The sequence below is a fragment of the Treponema denticola genome, from assembly GCF_024181405.1.
In the GTDB taxonomy this organism is placed as follows: domain Bacteria; phylum Spirochaetota; class Spirochaetia; order Treponematales; family Treponemataceae; genus Treponema_B; species Treponema_B denticola_D.
Genome location: NZ_CP051302.1, coordinates 2,680,718 through 2,700,712, shown reverse-complemented (window position 1 = coordinate 2,700,712; position 19,995 = coordinate 2,680,718). Strand labels below are relative to the sequence as shown.

At 41.0% G+C, this 19,995-nt stretch carries 19 protein-coding genes; 11 read left to right on the top strand and 8 right to left on the bottom strand.

Annotation, left to right across the window (positions count from 1 at the left end):
- Positions 1–35: 35 nt before the first annotated feature.
- Together fabF and HGJ18_RS12555 are read right to left on the bottom strand one after the other, a co-directional pair.
- Positions 36–1,271 (bottom strand): beta-ketoacyl-ACP synthase II, encoded by a 1,236-nt coding sequence (gene fabF / locus HGJ18_RS12560; protein ID WP_253696927.1) that lies wholly within the window; start codon positions 1,269–1,271, stop codon positions 36–38.
- A 160-nt stretch (positions 1,272–1,431) separates the two neighbouring features.
- The gene (locus HGJ18_RS12555; protein ID WP_253696925.1) at positions 1,432–3,084 is read right to left on the bottom strand and encodes an AMP-binding protein; all 1,653 of its coding nucleotides are present in this window, start codon (positions 3,082–3,084) and stop codon (positions 1,432–1,434) included.
- A 135-nt stretch (positions 3,085–3,219) separates the two neighbouring features.
- Between HGJ18_RS12555 and HGJ18_RS12550 the strand changes: the two genes are divergently transcribed.
- From HGJ18_RS12550 to HGJ18_RS12535, 4 genes are all read left to right on the top strand, one after another.
- Complete coding sequence (locus HGJ18_RS12550) at positions 3,220–4,299, top strand: biotin--[acetyl-CoA-carboxylase] ligase (protein ID WP_253696923.1); 1,080 nt, start codon at positions 3,220–3,222, stop codon at positions 4,297–4,299.
- 120 nt (positions 4,300–4,419) lie between these two features.
- Positions 4,420–5,427, top strand: coding sequence for a phosphate acetyltransferase (gene pta, locus HGJ18_RS12545; protein ID WP_253681328.1), 1,008 nt, complete (start codon positions 4,420–4,422; stop codon positions 5,425–5,427).
- A 4-nt stretch (positions 5,428–5,431) separates the two neighbouring features.
- Entirely contained in the window at positions 5,432–7,315 is a 1,884-nt protein-coding gene (locus HGJ18_RS12540; RefSeq protein ID WP_253696921.1) for a tetratricopeptide repeat protein, read from the top strand.
- Positions 7,316–7,328: 13 nt separating this feature from the next.
- Positions 7,329–7,682, top strand: a complete 354-nt coding sequence (locus tag HGJ18_RS12535; RefSeq protein ID WP_010689334.1) for an arsenate reductase family protein — start codon at positions 7,329–7,331, stop codon at positions 7,680–7,682.
- 131 nt (positions 7,683–7,813) lie between these two features.
- Here HGJ18_RS12535 and HGJ18_RS12530 read toward each other — a convergent pair whose 3' ends face one another.
- From HGJ18_RS12530 to HGJ18_RS12505, 6 genes are all read right to left on the bottom strand, one after another.
- Entirely contained in the window at positions 7,814–8,455 is a 642-nt protein-coding gene (locus tag HGJ18_RS12530; protein WP_002691887.1) for a cyclodeaminase/cyclohydrolase family protein, read from the bottom strand.
- A 69-nt stretch (positions 8,456–8,524) separates the two neighbouring features.
- The gene (hutI, locus tag HGJ18_RS12525) at positions 8,525–9,766 is read right to left on the bottom strand and encodes an imidazolonepropionase (protein ID WP_253696920.1); all 1,242 of its coding nucleotides are present in this window, start codon (positions 9,764–9,766) and stop codon (positions 8,525–8,527) included.
- Between the two features lie 25 nt (positions 9,767–9,791).
- On the bottom strand, positions 9,792–10,427 hold the full coding sequence (locus HGJ18_RS12520) for a hypothetical protein (protein ID WP_253696919.1): 636 nt from the start codon (positions 10,425–10,427) through the stop codon (positions 9,792–9,794).
- A 486-nt stretch (positions 10,428–10,913) separates the two neighbouring features.
- Entirely contained in the window at positions 10,914–11,657 is a 744-nt protein-coding gene (locus HGJ18_RS12515; RefSeq protein ID WP_253696918.1) for an Rpn family recombination-promoting nuclease/putative transposase, read from the bottom strand.
- A 144-nt stretch (positions 11,658–11,801) separates the two neighbouring features.
- A complete protein-coding gene (locus HGJ18_RS12510) occupies positions 11,802–12,590 on the bottom strand; it encodes a TrmH family RNA methyltransferase (protein WP_253696917.1) in 789 nt (262 codons plus the stop codon).
- A 1-nt stretch (position 12,591) separates the two neighbouring features.
- Positions 12,592–13,743 carry an iron-containing alcohol dehydrogenase gene (locus tag HGJ18_RS12505; protein WP_002676322.1) on the bottom strand — a complete coding sequence of 384 codons (1,152 nt, stop codon included), beginning with the start codon at positions 13,741–13,743 and terminating at the stop codon, positions 12,592–12,594.
- 130 nt (positions 13,744–13,873) lie between these two features.
- On the opposite strand from HGJ18_RS12505, the gene fliQ reads away from it, so the two are divergent.
- The 7 genes from fliQ (at position 13,874) to HGJ18_RS12470 (ending at position 19,886) form a co-directional block, all read left to right on the top strand.
- Positions 13,874–14,143, top strand: coding sequence for a flagellar biosynthesis protein FliQ (gene fliQ / locus HGJ18_RS12500; RefSeq protein WP_002666830.1), 270 nt, complete (start codon positions 13,874–13,876; stop codon positions 14,141–14,143).
- An 18-nt stretch (positions 14,144–14,161) separates the two neighbouring features.
- Positions 14,162–14,956, top strand: a complete 795-nt coding sequence (gene fliR, locus HGJ18_RS12495; RefSeq protein ID WP_253696916.1) for a flagellar biosynthetic protein FliR — start codon at positions 14,162–14,164, stop codon at positions 14,954–14,956.
- Positions 14,953–16,125 (top strand): flagellar biosynthesis protein FlhB, encoded by a 1,173-nt coding sequence (gene flhB / locus HGJ18_RS12490; protein WP_253696915.1) that lies wholly within the window; start codon positions 14,953–14,955, stop codon positions 16,123–16,125. Before fliR ends, flhB begins: the two co-directional genes overlap by 4 nt.
- Positions 16,126–16,133: 8 nt before the next feature.
- Positions 16,134–18,230: a flagellar biosynthesis protein FlhA gene (gene flhA / locus HGJ18_RS12485; protein WP_253696914.1), complete on the top strand. Its 2,097-nt coding sequence runs from the start codon at positions 16,134–16,136 to the stop codon at positions 18,228–18,230.
- 44 nt (positions 18,231–18,274) lie between these two features.
- Positions 18,275–18,481 (top strand): DNA-directed RNA polymerase subunit omega, encoded by a 207-nt coding sequence (locus HGJ18_RS12480; protein WP_002666823.1) that lies wholly within the window; start codon positions 18,275–18,277, stop codon positions 18,479–18,481.
- Positions 18,482–18,503: 22 nt separating this feature from the next.
- Complete coding sequence (gene miaA / locus HGJ18_RS12475; RefSeq protein ID WP_366793198.1) at positions 18,504–19,490, top strand: tRNA (adenosine(37)-N6)-dimethylallyltransferase MiaA; 987 nt, start codon at positions 18,504–18,506, stop codon at positions 19,488–19,490.
- 195 nt (positions 19,491–19,685) lie between these two features.
- The gene (locus tag HGJ18_RS12470) at positions 19,686–19,886 is read left to right on the top strand and encodes a hypothetical protein (protein ID WP_253696912.1); all 201 of its coding nucleotides are present in this window, start codon (positions 19,686–19,688) and stop codon (positions 19,884–19,886) included.
- Positions 19,887–19,995 lie beyond the last annotated feature (109 nt).

Genomic DNA, 19,995 nt, shown 5'->3' with positions numbered 1-19,995 from the left:
TTTAGCTTATCTAATTAGAGTTTTTTAAAAAGCCCTTACTTTATCTTTTTGAAGACGGCGACGCCGTTGTGGCCTCCGAAACCGAGAGAGCCTGAGGCGGCACAGTTTATTTCGCCTTTGACGCCCTTGTTCGGAACATAGTCCAAATCGCAGCCGGCTTCAAGGTCGGGTTCGGTTAGGTTGATGGTCGGGGGATAAAATCCATCTTCCATTGCCTTTATACAGAAAATAGCTTCAAGAGCTCCTGCGGCACCTAAACAGTGGCCTATCATCGATTTGGTTGAAGAAACCTTCATTTTATATGCATGGTCTCCAAAAGCTTTTTTAATCATGGCCGTTTCTGCAGGGTCGTTAATCGGAGTCGATGTTCCGTGAGCATTATAGTATTGAACTTCTTCAGGTTTTACGCCTGCATCGGCGAGGGCGTTGGTGATGGCCAATGCTCCTCCGTCACCTGAGGGGTCGGGGCTGGTTAAGTGGTAGGCATCGGAGGAAGCTCCATAGCCTGCAAATTCCGCATATATTTTAGCGCCCCTCTTTTTTGCATGTTCATATTCTTCAAGAATGAGAATGCCTGAGCCTTCGCCCATTACAAAGCCTGAACGCTTTTTATCGAAGGGACAGCAAGCCTTGGCAGGATCGCCTGAGGCGAGGGTTTGCAAAATCGTAAAACCGCTTATGCCGAAACCGGTAATTGTAGCTTCCGTACCGCCTGATACACATACATCAAGCCTTCCTGAGCGGACAAGGTCTAAAGCATTTCCGAGGGCATCGGTACCGGAAGCACAGGCTGTAGCCAATGTCCAAGACGGTCCCTTTATGCCGAACTGCATACTTATGTTTCCGGCTGCCTCATTCGGAATAAGAAGGGGAACAGTCATCGGCGGAATACGATCCGGAGCAACTTGAAAGTATTTTTTAAAGGCCTCTTGATAGATTTCAAAACCGCCTATACCGTTTCCGAGTATTATACCTGTGCGGTTTGCATCGATGTTTTCTTTTGAAAGGCCGGCATCCTTCATTGCCTGCGAAGCTGCGGCTACGGCAAATTGAGTGAACCGCGCCATTTTACGGGCATCTTTTTTATCCATAAATTGTGAAGCGTCAAAGTTTTTTACTTCTGCCGCTATCTGAATCTTAAAATCGGAACAATCAAATTGGGTAATGTTTCCGATTCCGCATTTACCTGCTTTGATTCCTTCCCATGTTTCATCCAGGGTGTTTCCTATGGGGGTTACGGCACCGAGGCCTGTAATTACAACTCTTCTCATATAAACTCCTTTTTGCGTAAATTTCCGCATTTTTGTACTCTTTATTGTTCTTTATTAAAGAACTTTTTTTATGTCAGGCTGTCTACAGAACAGCTTATAGAACAAAGTCTACTTGCTTACGGCTTCTCTGTCAAGGCCGGTTTTTATCCGTCGACTTTTATCAGGCCTTTCGGCTTCTGATTGCAGCCCGGCTTATCTTGCCGTTATGGGTTTTAGGCAACGTTTCTACAAATTCGAGAGAACGCGGGGCCTTGTAGAGGGCCGCATTTTTCTTTGCAAAGAACATAAGCTCTTTTTCCAAGGCTTGGCTCGGTTGATAGGTTTTATTTAAAACAACAAAGGCCTTTACAGCCTGTCCTCTTTTAGGGTCGGGGACGCCTGTTACCGCACATTCAAAGACTGCTGGATGTTGTAAAAGAACCGACTCCACCTCAAAGGGGCTTATACGGAAACCGGAGCTTTTTATAAGGTCATCGGTTCGGCTTTCAAACCAAAAATAACCGTCTTCATCCCGATAGGCGGCGTCTCCCGTGTGGTAAACTCCGTCCTTAAAAACCTCGGCCGTTTTTTCTTCATTTTTATAATAGCCTCCGAACATTCCGAAGGGAACCTTTTTATCCAAACGCAAGATGATTTCCCCCGATTCTCCTGCCTTGCAAGAAGATCCGTCGGGGCGGATAATATCTATCTCATAGCCGGGGGCGGGCTTTCCCATCGAGCCGGGTTTGATTTTCATGCCGGGGAAGGTTCCCGTTGTGAGGGTAAGCTCTGTTTGCCCGTAGCCTTCCCGTAATTCTATTCCGGTCTTTTCTTTAAATGTAGTGAAGATGTCCATGCTAAGGGCCTCTCCTGCCGTTGTACATTCTTCCAATGAGGATAAATCGTAATCTTCTATTTTTTCGCGGATTAAGTACCTGTAAACGGTGGGAGGTGCGCAAAAGGAAGTTATCCTGTATTTTGATAATTTTTCGAGCATGTTTTTAGGGATAAACATTTTCATGTCGTACACAAATACGGAACAGCCGCAGAGCCACTGACCGTAAATTTTTCCCCACATGGCCTTTGCCCAGCCTGTTTCGGCAACGCTTAAGTGCCTTCCGCCTTCCTTGACGTTTTGCCAAAATTTTGCGGTCGCAATGTGCCCAAGCGGATATAAAAAATTATGCTCCACCATTTTGGGATTACCCGAAGTACCTGAGGTAAAGTACAAAAGAGCTATGTCCTTTCCGCAAGGGTAGGCTTCTCCCTGAGAAGGTGTAAAATCTTCACTCATATTTTTTACGAGTTCATCAAAGGAAATCCAGCCCTCCATTTCATCATGTACCCAGACAAGAAGGGGCTTATTATAAGCGGATTCGGCAGCTTTTTGAATTTCTTCTTGTAAATTCTTTTCCTGTACGGCCATTACCATTTTTATATTGGCGGATTGAATACGGTATTCAATGTCGTGGGCTGCGAGTTGGACCGTTGCAGGAACGGCTATTGCCCCTATTTTGTGCAGGGCCGGAAGAACAAACCAAAACTCGTATCTTCTTCGCAAAAAAAGCAAAACCGTGTCGCCTCTTCCTATTCCCATGGCTTTAAAGAAATTGGCCGTTTTATTTATCTGCTTTGCCAATTCTCCGAACGAAAAAATCCTTTCTTCGGTTTCATCGCACCAGACGAGAGCCTCCTTTTCGGGGTATTCCTTCGCCATTCTGTCTATTATATCATAAGCAAAATTAAAATTTTCGGGAGCTTTGACTGAAAAAGAATTATGTACGGTTTCCCAATCATCGCTTTCAATATAGTTTATATATTCTTTATAAAACATAGTTTCACCTTATAAGACTATAGACAAAGCTTTTCCAAAAAGGTTGCAATAGAAAAAAAAGAAGAAATATGCTAGAATTCCTTTTAATGTTAAAGGACGGGGTATTTTAAAGGAGGCTTATTTTAAAAGATTTTCATGGAAGAACTTATATCAAGAACGACGAGCGATATACTTTTGGATATGCTTATAGAACAAAACGGAAGACCTCTTTCGGGCGAAGAAGCGGCTTTGCACTTAGGCCTTTCCAGGGTTTCTGTCTGGAAGGCCGTGCAAAAGCTAAGGGATGAAGGTTATGAAATTGAAGGCGGAAAGAACAAGGGCTATATTCTAAAATCCTCTTCAGATGTACTGAACGCTTTTTTAATTGAAAAGAACTTATCTGCCTTTGCTCAATCTGTTTGCAAGGGGAAGATTGAAGTTTTTAAGACAATAGATTCCACTAATACCGAGGCGAAACGGCGTTTAACTTCTTCAAGCAGAGCCGAGTCCCTTCACGGAACGGTTCTTTTTGCCGAGCATCAAAGCGCCGGGAGAGGCCGCTTTTCACGCAGTTTTTATTCGCCGAGAGGGGCGGGTTTATATTTTAGTCTGATTTTTTGCCCCTCAATTTCGGCAAGGACTGAAAAGGAAGTGCCCGCTTCCGCTCTTTACACGGCAATTTCGGCAACGGTTATCTGCCGCTGCTTAAAGGCTCTGGGCTTTGCTCCGCAAATAAAATGGGTAAACGATATTTATCTTAACGGAAAAAAAATCTGCGGCATTTTAAGCGAGGGAATTATCGATATGGAAACTTCCTCAGTGCAGGCCGTAATTATCGGCATAGGTCTCAATGTAAAAGAGGCTAATTTTCCTCCCGAACTTAAAAACAAGGCCGGCTCGCTCTTTGCCGAAGCCGGCAAACTTTTTACCGAAATCGGCTCATTTTTTAGTGAAGCCGAAGCTCCTTCCCTCAACCGGAATGTTTTAGCTTCTTCTATTATATCGAGCCTGATTGAAGCTCTCTACGGTCTACATTCTCAAAAAAACTTAATGGAAGAATATAAAAGCCTCTCCCTCCTTACGGGAAAAAAGGTAAGAGTTCTTCCCTTTGCCGGCATCCCCTATCAAGCCTTGGTTTTGGGAATCAGCGATTTAGGGCATCTTATCATAGAAACCGAGGACGGCAAAAAAAATGAGTTAATTTCGGGCGAGGTTAGTTTGGAGCTTGAACCTTAAAAAAGCTCATCTTTGAACAGATGCTTTGCTAGACATAAATATTGAAAAGTGCTAAAATACAATGTAAATAAAATTGTTAGTCCAATTTAAACATACGGAAAAGATTAAGGAGAAAAAATTATGAGTTTTGTAGATGAAATGAAAAGAAAGGCAAAGATGTATGCTAACCGCCTTGTTTTGCCTGAAGGTACTGAAGAAAGGACTCTCAAAGCAGCCCGATCTATCGTAGACGAAAAATTGGTATCGGAGCTTTTTTTAATCGGTTCCGATGATGCTGTTTCTGCGGCAGCTTCTAAGGCAGGGGTAAAACTTGACGGAATCAAGATAATCGATCCGAAAAAATCGGAATGGCTCGATTCTTTTGCCGAAAGCTATTACGAAAAAAGAAAGGCCAAGGGTATGACCCTTGAACAGGCTAAAATAGAAATGAGTGCGGAGCTGGGCTTCGCAGCGATGATGTTGGTTCAAGATAAGGCGGATGCAATGGTTGCGGGAGCATTAAACACAACAGCCGATGTTCTCCGTGCAGGTTTAAAAGTTATCGGAACTCTTCCGGGAATGAAAACCGCTTCTTCTTGCTTTTTGATGGACACAAAAAATCCTAAACTCGGAGCAAACGGAGTCTTTATCTTTTCAGACTGTGCCGTAATTCCGACTCCCAGTTCGGAACAGTTGGCCGACATTGCCTGCTCCGCTGCTATTAGCTGCCGAACCTTTGCAGGAGTTGAGCCGATTGTTGCAATGCTCTCCTTTTCTACCAAGGGTTCGGGCGGCGACAAGGATGAAAATATTTTACGCGTCCGCGAAGCCGTAAAAATCTTAGAGGAAAGAAAACCCGATTTTGTCTTTGACGGAGAAATCCAGTTGGATTGCGCCATTGTTCCTTCCGTTATGCAAAAGAAAGCCGCCGACTCTCCCGTAAAAGGACAGGCCAATACCCTTATCTTCCCAGACCTCGGAGCCGGAAACATAGGATATAAACTGGTACAGAGGATTGCCGGAGCAGAGGCCCTCGGCCCCTTCCTCCAAGGCTTTGCAAAGCCCATATCCGACCTTTCCAGAGGCTGCTCGGTAGACGACATAATCACCACCTCGGCTGTAACCTTGGTTCAAGCCGGAAGAAAATAAACTTATGGCTAAGTCTGTAAATGCGCTTATAAATGAAGCTATTGAAGCCGGAAAAAAACGCGACTATAAGACTTCAATTTTAATTTTAGAAAAATTAGCCGCAGAAGGCTTAGCCGAAGTATCTTCTCCCTTTTACGGCGAAAAAAAGGGAAATCCCGAAATATATTTATACCTTTCAAGGGCTTGGGCTGCCGTAAACAATTACGGCAGATCCATAGCCTATGGTAAGGCCTATATAAAAAGATGCTCATCGGACTCGTCTGCAAATAGTACAGACCTTCCTATGGGTTTCTTTTTTTTGGGCCGCTCATATTTGGCGGCGGGGCAATATGACAGAGCCGTTTATTGTCTTGAAAAAAGCTTAAAGCTCAATCCCCATCCTCTTGAAACAAGGGCAATGCTCGGCTCGGCCTATCTAAAATGGAAAAAACCCCGCCTTGCCAGAGAAACATTTGAAGAAGCCTTAAAGTTTGCTCCTTCGGATACAAAGCTGAATGCCGGATATTTAAATTCTCTTTTTGTTGAAGGAATTTATGAATTAAGAAACGGCAACGCAGATATGGCTCGCCAAATGTTCAGCTTTGCAATAAAAAACGGCATAGACGGAGTTGCTCCGCGCCTCTATCTTGCTCACGCCCTAAAAATGGAGGGCTATCTTCCGGAGGCCCTAGGCCAATATGAGGCTGCCTGCGAATTCGAACCCGATGATCCGGCGCTAAAATGGTACCCTGCAATGATCAAGATGCAGCTGGGCGATGCTGCCGGAGCGGCCGAAGATTTTGCAAAACTTGGTATTGAGATTCCCGATGACGGAGTTTCGGATCGCTTTTTTGCAATGGGCGTTATCAAAAAACATATGGAGCGGGGCGATTATTCAAGAGCCGCCGTTGCTGCCCGCATCTTTATTAAGACCTTTGGAAGCGATGCCGAAATACGCCTCCTAGCAGCCGAGGCTCAGCGTTCCATGGGGAACACCAACACAGCCTTGGGACATTATAAGTGTGCACTTGAGCATGAACCTGAAAATCCTTATCCGCATTACGGCATAATGCTCGCCCTTCAAGAAGCATACCGCTGGGAGGAACTTAGTGCCGCAATCCTGCGGGCCGAAGCAAGCGGCGTCTGCGATGCGGACGATATTTATTATTATAAAATAATTACCGCTGCCCATATCGATAACCCTCCCGAAGAGGTATTGCCTCATCTTCAAGCCCTTATTCAAAACGGAAGAGCCGATTCAGGCATCTTTAACGCCATGGGCTGCTGCTACATAAAACTGAACATTCCCGACCTTGCCCTAAACTGGTATGAAAGAGCTTTGAGCATCAATGAAAAAGATGAAGAAGCTAAAATAGGAATTATCGCCTCTTACGAAAATTTACAATTAAATAAGGAAGCTGATGAAGCATATAACTCATATCTAAATGAATGGGGAAAGAATATCTACATAAGGCGAGACTATGTGCTATTTTTAGAAAAATGCGAGCGTTGGGAAGATGCCGGCAATCAGCTTGAAATTTTAATGAGTCAAGGCAAAAAAGTTAATTTTGATCCTGAGCTTGCTTTATTCCGAAGAAAGGCCGGACAATACCAAAAAGCCGCTATTCTTTACAGAAAGATGCTTAGGGCTAAACCGGAAGAAAGGCTCTTATTACACAACCTCGTCTTCTGTCTTGATAAAATGGGACAAACAAAAGTCTCCCTCGATCTTTTAAAAGCTGCAGAAAAAATGTTCGGCATTAAGACCGATTCCATGCTCATCAAAGGCATCCTTCAAATGCGCCTAAAAAAGAAAGAAGATGCAATAAAAACTTTTCAATACATATTGGAAAAAGAACCTAAAAATAAACATGCCGCCGAATTCTTGGAAAAAGCTTACGGGAAATAATTTGGGAGGAAAGATGATTTTTATTTATTATCCGAAATGTACTACATGTATAAATGCAAAAAAATGGCTTGATGATCATGGACTTTCTTATACCGAAAGGCATATCAAGGAGAAAAATCCTACAGCTGCCGAGATTAAAAAATGGCATAAAAAAAGCGGCTTACCCTTAAAGAAATTTTTTAATACAAGCGGCTTGGTTTACCGAGGTCTAAACCTCAAAGAAAAATTACCGAATATGAGCGAAGAAGAAATGTATGATCTTCTCTCAACTGACGGTATGCTGGTAAAACGGCCTCTATTAATTACCGAAACCGCTGTTCTTATCGGCTTTAAAGCTAAGGACTGGGAAGCAGCTCTTATAAATTAAGCCCTTAGATCAAATTCGTATAAATTTAGACTTCATTCTATATCATTATTTTGCTTAAAAAAGGCAGGCTTCTTTTCTTGAAGCTTGCCTTTTTTATTTAGGTTAAAGCTAAATTTCGTGAAACTTTAAACCTATTCAATCTTAGAATAGATTGTTTTTAAAATTTCAGTCTTTAGCTTTTCGCCTTCTTCAAGCATTTTATTGCACTCGGCCCTTGTTTTTTCGCAGAGGGGTGCATCATCGATTCCGCCTAGATTTATCTTAACGTTTAATATAGCACCTTCCAAACCGGAGCGGGCATTAAGGGCTGCAACACCGGCATCGGACGCGGCATTTTTGTTTCCGTGAAGGGCAACAATGGGTAAAAAGCGTAGTACCTCCAAACAGGTCTTAGCTGTTTCAAGCGGAACCTGCATTGCCACGACAGTAGCATCGGACATAGCCTTGCTGCGCTTTGCCTTTTGCTCATCGGTGTCCTTGGGCAGCTTTAGGGCTTCCATAAAGGCGTTAAAGGCCTGTGTGTCTTCATCAATGATCTCGACCAATCGTTTTTGAGCCTTTTCTAATTTCGGGAGCTGAGCCTTAAATTCTTCTTGAGTTTTTTCGTCAAGAGAAGCAAAGGCTTTTTTTCCTGTTGTCAAGCGGATAACCATCTGACCGAGGGCCGAGGCTAGAGAACCTGCCAAGGCAGAAACGGAACCGCCTCCGGGGGCCGGAGAATCGCTGGCTGTTTCGTCAACAAAAGCACTTACCGTCATCTTTACTAATTCCATAAATATCTCCTATTTATTCAAATTATTTTTGTTCAAATTAATTAACTTCAAGTATTACAACTAAAAAAATCAGTTCTTATAAACAAGCCGGCCCTTTTCAGCAACAAGCTTTCCCTTTTTCCAAACCTGATCGACGGAATTTACACCGAAGTGATAAACAAGGAAATCTATATTCGGGGCATCAAAGATAACAAGATCTGCCTGCTTTCCTTCTTCAATGCTGCCTATAGTTTTTTCACGATCTATTGCATAAGCTGCATTTATTGTGACGCCGCGTAAAATTTGTGCAGGTAAAAGCTTCATCTTGTAACAGGCTGCCCACATTGCCATTTGCAGGTTTTCTGTCGGGCTGCTTCCGGGGTTGTAATCGGTTGCAAGGGCTACTCTTACGCCTTCTTCAATCATCTTTTTTGCAGGAGCATAAATGGGCGACATCAAAAAGAAGGATGTTGCAGGAAGAAGAACGGCAACAGTTCCCGATTTTGCAAGAGCCGTAATTCCCTCATCGGATATAGCCATCAAGTGCTCGGCTGAGTGAGCATTCATCTTTGCTGCAAGTTCCGCTCCCTTTAGAGGAATAATCTCGTCGGCATGAAGTTTCAGCTTAAAGCCTAAGCCGGAAGCGGCCTTCATTATTCTTTCGGTTTCTTCCACGGAAAAAATCTTATCTTCACAAAAGGCATCGGAGAATTCCGCTAAACCGCGTTTTTTAACCTCGGGCATAACCTCTTCTATCATAAACTTGATATAGCCTTCCTTGTTGTCCTTAAATTCGGGCGGAGTTGCATGGGCTCCCATATAGGTTGAAACAATATCGATTGGATGATTTTTATTCAGATAAGAATTTATCTCAAGACACTTAATTTCGGTTTCCATGTCGAGACCGTAACCGCTTTTTGATTCGGCGGTGGTTGTCCCGTGAATAAGCATTCGGTCAAGGCTAGTCAAAGCTTTTTGCGTTAACTCTTCTTTTGATGCTGCTCTGGTTGCCCTTACAGTGCTAAAAATACCGCCTCCGCTTGCATGGATTTCAAGATAAGTTTTTCCTGCAAGTTTCATTGCAAGCTCATGCTCGCGTGAACCGCCATGCACCAAGTGAGTGTGAGCATCGACAAGTCCTGCCGTAATAGTCTTTCCCCGTGCATCTATTATTTTTTCGGCTTGGCCTTTTAAACTTTCGGGAGCTTCTCCCTTGCCAACCTTTTGAATGAGGCCGTTTTCTACAACGATGTAGCCGGCAAAGGCCTTATCAAAGTCTTCTCCTTTTTTTTCGGTAGAAGAAAAAATACTGTCGCTTATAAATAAAGTCATATTGAATCCTCCATAAAAAATAAAATTAGTTTATAAAATATCTTAAAATATCTTTTAGGTTTAAGTTAACGGCATTGTTTATAAATTTAAAAATATCGTCTTCCTTAAATTTATTTAAGGTATTAAAAAAGGTGAGAGGATTTTTTAATTCGTTGATATTATTTAAACCTGCAGCTTCAAGAGAATAATCGGCAAGACCGCCGTAATTTTCGAATTTCCAATCTTCCGTCATACTAAAAAGATCTCTACCCTTTTTATCGAAAAAGATGGAATAATTTTTTTTATCGTTAGGATTATATTTGTTTTTTACATTGCCGTTCCATTTTAGCGGGAAACAATCAGCATCAAAACCGGCTTCCTTTACCTTCTCACGAATTGCTTTTTCAATACCGTCGGAAACAACTATAATTTGAAATTGATCTTTTAAACCGGCGTTTTCAGAAGTCTTTTTATAATAAGAAGCAGCTTTTTTATAGGCCGCAGATTTTAAGGCATCGCTGTCATCCGCAAATATAAGCCATGTTACGGTATACCCCATTAGATCTTCATCTTTTATCTGTTTAATTATTTCGGTTTCTTTGGCTAAAGAATCCAAAAGTTCACACCCTGTAAAAATAAATACAAGAATAGTCATAAAAAAAACAGTTTTAATTTTTTTCATTTTTACCTCCGCAATCAGCGGAGATAGGATAGCATTAAAAAAAATGTTTTTCAATAGGGCTTTTGCAAATATGCGGGCATCTGCTGCGTCGCACGGCAAAAAAGTGTCCTCGACGTATACTCGATACGCCTGCGGTACTTTTTTGCCTAACTCCTTGCATCTGCTCCGCCTATTTGCAAAAGTGCTGTCAGTGCTGCGTTACTCCACAAAAAACAGTCCTCAACGTACAGGAAGTACGCCTGCGCTTTATTTTCGGCTATCTCCTTGCATCTACTCTGCCTATTTGCAAAAGTACTGTCAGTGCTGCGTTACTCCACAAAAAACAGTCCTCAACGTACAGGAAGTACGCCTGCGCTTTATTTTCGGCTATCTCCTTGCATCTACTCTGCCTATTTGCAAAAGTACTGTCAGTACTGCGTTACTTCACAAAAAATAGTATTCGACGTATACTCGATACGCATGCGTCCGCCACGGATGGCGGTGGGTTCAAATGCTTTGCACTTCTTCTTTGCTGAGGCCGGTAGCTTCTGCTATATTCTCAATCGATAACCCTAAGCGGAATAAATTTCTTGCTGTTTCAAGTTTAGTTTGGTAGGCTCCTTGTTTAATGCCTTCTTTTCTGCCATTTATTTCTCCCTGCAATATTCCTTCTTGATAACCCACATGTTTCCAAGAGGCCTTGTCGTGTTCGTATTTCATTCGGTTTTCATAGAGCCACTTCTCTTTTGGACTCATTTCCATTATGTTTATTGTTGTATTGGCTTTTGCCATCATTTCAGAGTTTTCTGCTAACATATTCCTCACCTCCCCATCATCAGTTTCAATAAATTTCAACCAGTTGTAAAGTTTCTTTTTCTTCTCGTCCTGCTCAATGTTTTCTTGTTGTTCTTTAATTTTGGCTAAGTTTAAAAAGTGAATTTCAAGCTCATCGGAAAGCCTGTCGTTTATGTGTTTTTCTACTACATTGTATTCACTATGGATAAGCGAATTCAAATCAAAGCCTTCACCCACTATATTTATTGTAATACATCTGGGCAGTTTTGTATATACTTCGCCCGTTTTCAAGTTTTCCGTATACATTTTAGCCCAGTAAAAAATTGTTCTTTGAACAAACTCGCTATTCCATCTGTTTTGAATTTCGATGTCGATAATTGTGTTGTTTTTTAGGCGTAATTTTAAGTCTAAGACTCCAATAAAATTATTTAAAAGAGAAAATTCCTCCCCTTTCATAATTATTGTATGAAGAGTTTGCAATAAATAGTAAAATTTTAAAAAATTAAATTTTATTTATTATTTATCCACAAAGATACAAAGCGTTGAATTTATGCTCCATTTCCGAATTTTCCTTAGCGTTCTTTACGGTTTCCTTTTAATTTAATCGGCTGTAAGAGACTCACACCATTTTTGCATACAGATACCGAAGGCAACGCTTACGTTTATCGAGGCCTTTATTCCGTACATAGGAATTGTGATAACCCGTCCTTGGGCTTTTTTTACGGCTTCGGGGCTGACCCCCAATTCCTCCGAGCCGATAACGACAATTCCTTTTTTGGGGAAATCGAACTTTGAAATATCGGTACCGCCCGTTTCAAGTACAATCAGCGGAAGATCGGGAAGGCTCTCAAGATCGGCCCTCTCCCACGGGAGATATTCGGTACATCCCATCGCCGTTCTTTTAGCCTTGGGACTTTCAGGGGAAACACAATCATGAGACAAAAAAACTTTTTCTACCCCGAAAGATTCTGCCGTTCTAAAAATCGAGCCTATGTTAAAAGGCGTGCGGATATCTTCGGCATAGACATAAACCCCTTCAAAAAAAGTCCGCCTGAAATTTGCAATTTCATCGGCAGAGGAGTTAGGCAAAATCAAATCCCACTCGGCAGGTGTTGTATCAAGTTTTTTATAAAGCTCGTACCTGACAAAATTGATAATCTTTCTTTTATCTTTTTCTTGAGGGTCTTCAATCCAATTTTGAACTTTTAAGACAGAGGGGGAATCCAAATCGTCTAAAATAATTTTTAAAAGAGAACGCAGATAAAAGACATCCAAAAATTCGTCTGCCTTATTTTGAACAAGAGCAACTTCAGCTGATTCCAATATCCTCAATATTTTACGGCATCTTTGTTTTTGTGGTAAATTATAAAGCTTAAAAATTTCAGGCATCTTAGAAAGCCTGTTTTATAATTTCAAAAATATCGTGATTTGCAAGCGGCCTTGGGCTATAGTTCATAAAACTTAAGCGGGCGGCATCTTCTGCAACAGGAACAAGAGATTCGATAGTTAAATCTATATCTTTTAACCGTATGGGCAAATTAGCTTCAGCAAGCCTTCTTCTAATTTCCTCAACGCCGCGTTTTGCAACTTCGGCAGCATCTCCGCCTTCAAGCATGGTTTCACCCAACATTCTCGCTACGGCAACGGTCTTTGAAAGGCTTGAAGAAATCGCATCATTAATGACATGAGGAAGTAAAATCGTCGCAATAAGGGATTTTGAAATTCTATATCTTCCTCCCGCAGCAAGAGCTATAGCTGTTCCAAGTCCGGGTGCGGAAGCCGCAATTCCGATAGCGGAAAGACAAGCAGCTTGAGCCACAAGTTCTTCTCTGGGCATTCCGACAAGTTTTTCATGCTGAGGATCAAGGGAAATTAAAAATATTTCCACAGCTTTTCCCAAGATAGTTTCCGAAAAAAAGCTTCCCCTTGTCGAAACATAGGCTTCAAAGGTAGAACATAAACCTGCAAAAATCATTGAAGTCATTGCATTGGGCGCAAGACCTGCATATGTATTTGAATCAAAAATTACAAGGTCGCATAAATCTTCTTTTATCTTTAATAGGTTTACGGTTCTATTTCTGGAATCTACAATAAAACTGGAATTCCCAAATAAAAACGGATCACAGCATGTCGTAGGAACTTGAATAAGAGGTAAGGACTCTGCCGTGATAGGTTCTCCTTCAATATATCTGTATACGGGTTTATCCTCATTATAAAGAGCGGCAATAGCCCTCCCTATGGCACATGCAGTCATATCTCCGCAGGCAATTACGCCTCTTATATGGGCTCCTCTGGCTAATGAAAGAGCTCTTTCTATAACCTCAGAATCGGCGGTCTGCTCAAAACCGTTAAACACAAAAAGGGAGATATTTTTTTCTTCAAGAGATTTTCGAACCTTATCGACTAAACCCATATCTTCAAAAAAAGGGTCAACCACAAACATAAAATTATTCCCGAATTTTACGACTTCTTCACCGATGCGGGCAAGAGAATAGTTACCTAAAATAACCTTTGATGAAAGTTTAAATACAAAATCTGCCATCTTTTCAAATTCCTCTACAGAATAAATTTTCGGCATATTTTTTTTAAACTTGAATTTTAATTGCTGCCTTGCAAAATATAGCATTTTTGTTTATAATGACAGAAAACCCTAGGTCATTATGGAGGGGACTATGACTACAGGTACTATAGTTACTTTAATGCGTGAAGGTATAGGTATCATACTGATGCTTTCGGCACCCATCTTAGTTGCAGCTCTTTTAGTAGGCTTAATTGTTGCAATCTTTCAGGCGACTACCTCTATACAGGAACAGACGCTGACCTTTGTTCCTAAAATTTTAACTATTTTAGGAATGATTGCTCTTTTGGCAACTTGGATGATTACGGTGTTAAGGGAATATTTTGTTTCTTTAATGAATTTAATTCCGCAATTGGTAAGATAAGGGGCATTCTATAAATAAATGCAGCCCTTCGATTTTATCCTAAGTAAAGAACCCATTTTTTTACTCGCAGCTGTCCGAATTTTTGCCATATTAATGACATCCCCTCTAATGTCTATGCGCAATGTTTCACGAATTGCAAAGGTTGCTCTTGCGGGCTTAACTGCATTTATGGTAACCCCCTATGCCTATCCCAACTTCGGAAATCTAAACGCCTTCAGTCTTGAGTATCTTCTTTTACTTCTTGGAGAAGGACTTATCGGTGTTTTAACCGGTTTTTTTATAAGCATTTTATTTTCTACCTTCAGCACGGCGGGACAGTTTTTTTCGTTCCAGATGGGCTTCGGGGCATCAGGAGTTTTTGATGCCCTAGCTCAAGTTGAAAATCCCCTCATAGGTCAATATTTTAACTTTATTGCAGTCCTTATCTTTTTACGCATAAACGGTTTCCAACGTATTTTTTTAGGCGGAATAATGAAGAGCATTGAGCATGTAAACTGCTTTTTGTTTTTAGAAAGGCAGAAGGAGCTTTCGACCTATCTTTTAGGAGCAGTTGGAAATCTTTTTTTAAACGCAATGATAATTGCACTACCGGTCATGGGAACCCTAATCTTAATTCACATAACAATGGGGCTTTTAACAAAGGCAGCCCCTCAGATGAACCTTTTATCGGAAGGCTTCCCCATTACTATTTTAACAGCCTTTTTTATTTTAGCCATTGCTCTGCCTTTTTTTATAAACACCTTTGAAATTATTTTGGAAAAAGGCTTTTCGGATTTTTGGCGGCTTTTAGACAGCTTAGGGGGTACTAAATGATATCAGGGAAATCGTCCATCCTTTACCAAAAATATTTTTCTCAAGAAGAGCTGCTCCTTAATAAAACGATAGGCTTGCAGTGGTTCGCTGCCGAAGATGAAGGCAGAACGGAAGACCCGACCGAATATAAGATACGCAAGGCCCGGGAAGAAGGAAGGGTTGCAAAAAGTCAGGACTTAAATGCTGCAATGGTTGTGCTGCTTCCCGTAATCAGCCTTATAATAATGGGGCCCTACATATTTAAATCTTTAATGCAGGTCATCGCCTTCTTTTTTGAACGCTGCACAACAGAAGATGTTGTAAACGGAACTTGGTTCAGGATTTTTGTTTTATATTTTTTTAAAACGGTTTTCCCGATAACGGGGGTAGCCCTAATTTCAGGAGTGTTGGGAAATATTATTCAAAACAGAGGCTTTTTATTTTCGACAAAACCTATTCAGCCCGATTTTAAAAGAGTTACACCCAATTTTGCGAGGTTCTTTAAAAGAGCTCTATTTTCTGCCGAGGGGCTTTTTAATTTAGCCAAATCGCTTTTTAAGGTTGTCATTATAGGCTTTATAGGATATCTTGTTATAAAAAACAATATTACAAAGATGATAGCCCTGCTTCAATCCGATTTTCCCAATTCGATAATTTTTATAGCAAAAACGGCGGCGCAAATATTGGTCTACGCCGCAGTCGCATTAGTTCTTTTAAGTATTCCCGACTACTTTTTTCAAAAACGGCAGTTTTCGGAATCTTTAAAAATGTCAAAAACGGAAGTAACAGATGAGTATAAAGAATTGGAAGGCGACCCGATGGTAAAGGCCCAAATAAACAGACAGATGCAGGCAATCTTGCAAAAAACCGGTATAAAAAACGTTCCGGATGCCGATGTCGTTATTACAAACCCTACCCATTATGCTGTCGCTCTTCAATGGAAACAAGGCGTTATGCCTGCTCCTATGGTTATATCGAAGGGAGTTGATGCAACAGCCCAAAACATAAAAAGAATTGCCCGGGAAAACAATATTCCTACGATTGAAAATATTCCCCTAGCCCGAGCCCTTTACGCTAACGTAGATTTAGGACAGATAATTCCAAGCGAGTATTATAAATCGCTTTCGATTATTTTCTTAAAAATTTACTCGATGAAAGAAAAAGAAATGTTAAGGAAAAGATGGAGGTAAAACGATAAATGGCCGAAAACAGATTTTTTAAAGAAGTACCGAATGCCTTGGTAGCTATTGGAGCTATCATGGTAATATTTGTGATTATTATTCCTCTGCCTACAGCTCTTTTGGACTTTTTTATGGCACTGAATCTTATATTCAGTTTGATAATATTGCTCATAGTCTTATTTGTAGATAAGCCTACGGAGTTTACGGTTTTTCCTTCACTGCTTTTAGTCTCCACCATATTCGGCCTTGCCCTAAACGTTTCATCTACAAGGCTTATTCTAACATATGGAGAAAAATTTAACGGAAAGATGATCGCAGCCTTCAGTCAATTTGTTATCGGCTCTACAGGAAATCAAGGCTTGGTAATAGGTTTTGTAGTTTTTATCATTTTGATTGCCGTTCAAGCCTTTGTAATCACAAAGGGAGCAACAAGAATTGCCGAGGTTGCAGCCCGTTTTGCCTTAGACTTTATGAATACCAGAAGTATGTCTATAGAGGCAGAGTACAATGCCGGTATTATCACGGATGCCGAAGCCCGAAAGAAAAAGGAAGAATTACAAAGGTCTACAGACTTTTACGGAGCTATGGATGGTGCGAGTAAATTCGTTTCGGGAAACGTAAAAATAGGAATCTTTATAACGGTTTTAAATATTGTAGCCGGCTTAATCGTCGGTATAGTATTTAGACAAGAAGAATTCACTAAAGCTATGCAGATGTACACAAGGTTTACAATAGGGGACGGACTTTTAGCTCAGCTTCCTTCTCTTTTTATATCGGTTGCAACAGGTCTTGTAGTAACCCGCTCAGCTTCAACGGGCTCTTTCGGAAAAGACATCACGGACCAATTTGCACGCAATTCGACTGTTTATTACATAGCAGCTATTACCTTGACTGTGATGGCAGTTTTACCCGGTTTCCCGTCAATAATCTTAATACTCATTGCATTAAGCCTTGCTTTTTTAGGCTGGAGGCTGCAGACAACAAAGGTAACAAGGGCTCAAAAAGAACAGGCTGCAAAAGAAGCCCAAGCCGCATCGGAAAAAGCGGCAAAAACTGAAACCGACGATACCAAGGCTGTAAGCCCATACGACGATCTATCCTTACAATTCGGATACGGCCTTATTCCCTTGGTCGATGAAAAAAGAGGCTCAGACCTCGTTCCGCGAGTTAAACGCATAAGAAAAGAAATAGCTCTCGAAACGGGTCTTGTAATGCCGGTTATCAGAATGATGGATGCCATGAACCTCCCTCCCGATGAATATTGTATTACGATACAGGGGGCCGAGGTAGCGAGATCAAAGATAAGAATGGGTGCATACCTCGCAGTAAACCCTGGAAATGTTCAAGATGAAATCCCCGGCGAACCTACCTTAGATCCGGCCTTCGGTCTTCCGGCTATTTGGATTTCCGAATCAAACCAAGCAGCCGCAGAAAGGGCAGGATATACGGTTATAGACCCTCCCTCCATCATAGCAACTCATTTAACGCAGGTTATAAAAACACATGCGGATGACATCCTTTCAAGACAGATGGTAAGCAACATCTTGGATTCCGCAAAAAAATTAAACCCAATCGTCGTCGAAGAAATTCAGTCAAACGATAAGCTGACATTGGGAGACTTGCAAACGGTCTTTAAGTGTCTCCTTAGGGAAAATGTCTCCATACGAAACACCACGGCCATTCTTGAAACCATATCAGACTATAGGCGCATAACAGGGGACATGTATCTAATAGCCGAAAAAGTCAGACAAAGGTTAGGCAGACAAATTGTTCAGCAATATCTGGGAGAAGACAAGGCCTTGAGGGCTTTTATGGTAGATTCAGCCTTTTTCCAAACCGTTTTGGCAAGCCGCATAGATACCCTGACCGGCCCTCAACCTGCAATCGACACTGAATCGAAAAAAGCATGGCTTCGAGCCGTTCAAAATGCATACAACAACTTTAATGCTCAATTTGTAGGCATCGCAGTTATCCTCGTTCCCGAAGAAGGCAGACTTTTGATAAAGCGGCTTCTTGAATACGAAATGCCCATGGTTCCGGTCTTATCCGTCCCTGAGATTCCAAAGGATGTTTCGGTCATCGGTATGGGAAACATCACCCCGGAAATTCAATAAGTGAAAATATTGACTTTTTTCTTAAATAATAGTAGAATGAGTCTATGATATTTCCATTAAAAGAACTCATCGAGTTTGATGACAATATTTACGAGATTACATGCGCATCGACAAGAAGGGCCTATCAGCTGGCTAAAATCCAAGATCCCAATGTCGAAAAAAGCGGAGACAAGGTTGTTTCAGCCGGAGCAAAGCAAATTTTTACCGGTGAAGTAAACTATCAAATAGAACGGCACCCCGAATTCAACTAAAATTTCTGCTTCAAACATTTGCGTGGTTCCCGTATTGATTTTTTTCGGAGCGACGGCTTCGGGAAAAACAAGCTTAGCTTCCGAAATATTTTCTTATAAACATTCAAAGGATTTCTCAAAAGAAGGGGGAATTTCGGCTCTTTCAGCTTGTGCAGAAATTATAAGCGCCGACTCGGTTCAGGTATATAAGCACCTGCATATCGGCTCAGCTTCTCCTTCCAAAGAGGAATTAGAAGACCTTCCCCATCACTTAATAGCCATAAAAGAGCCTTCCGAAGAATTTTCGGCAGCCGATTTTGTAAAAGAAGCAGATAAACTTTGCCCCGAAATATATAGGCGGGGAAAACTTCCGGTCTTGATGGGAGGCACGGCTTTTTTCTTAAAGAATTTTATATACGGCCTTCCCGTTACGCCCACAGCCGACCCTAAAATACGGGAGCATTTTCAAAAACGCGCAAAAGAAGAAGGGTCCGGCGTTCTTTTGGAAGAACTAAAAAAAATAGACCCCGAGACGGCAGATAGGCTTCATATTCATGACGAATACAGAATAATAAGAGCTCACGAAGTTTTTGCCGCCTCAGGGAAACCTTTAAGCTCTTTTGCCCTCCCCGAAAACCCAAGAGAAAAATACGAGTTTTTTATCTTAAGCATCGAAAGAACCCGCTCCCTTTTATATGAAAGAATCGAAAAGAGGGTCGACGCTATGTTTGCCGCGGGCCTATATGATGAAGTAAAAAAGCTTTATGAGATGGGCTATACAAGCGAAAGCCCCGGACTTAAAGCCATAGGCTACAGGGAATTTTTTGATGAAAATAAGCGTTTAAAACCCGAATCGGACTTAGAGGAGGTCTCGTCTCTTATAAAACGAAATACCAAACACTACGCCAAGCGTCAAGAAACCTTTTTTAAAACAATCCCCGATGTTCACCGTTATTTTATAGAAGATGAAGCTGAAATATCAAGGCTTTATAATGGTATTTGCGGGTTTTATAAAAAACTATTAAAATGATTTGAGTGCTAAAAAAAGTGGAATGATTTATTTAATAAGGCTATTATTTATAACTTATTATGCCCCTTAAATTATAACAAAAAAATGACTATTTTGCCCTTGCCTTTTAGCCTGTTACAAACACTAAAAATCGCTTTATTTTAAGCCATATTAAAACAAAACAATCATCTACCGATATAGAGTTAGAGGTTAAATATGAAAAAGATTATCTACATTTTATTATGTATTATTTTTTCGGTTTGCATTTTTGCAGAAACTGAAAGCTGGGGAACTCTTGGCTTCCAATATGGTAACTACTGGGAAAAATTTGATAAACCGGAAGGAACTTCTAAAACATGGATAGGTTCACCGGGAATTGTGTTTAATGCTTACGCCTTTTTTAATAAAAAAACATAGGACTTTTTATAAGTGATAGCTTTTTATTTCCAAATAAGTCATCTACTACAATCAATGGCGCAACAGTAAAAGACGGGTTAAAAGATTTTGATTTTAGATTTTTATTTCA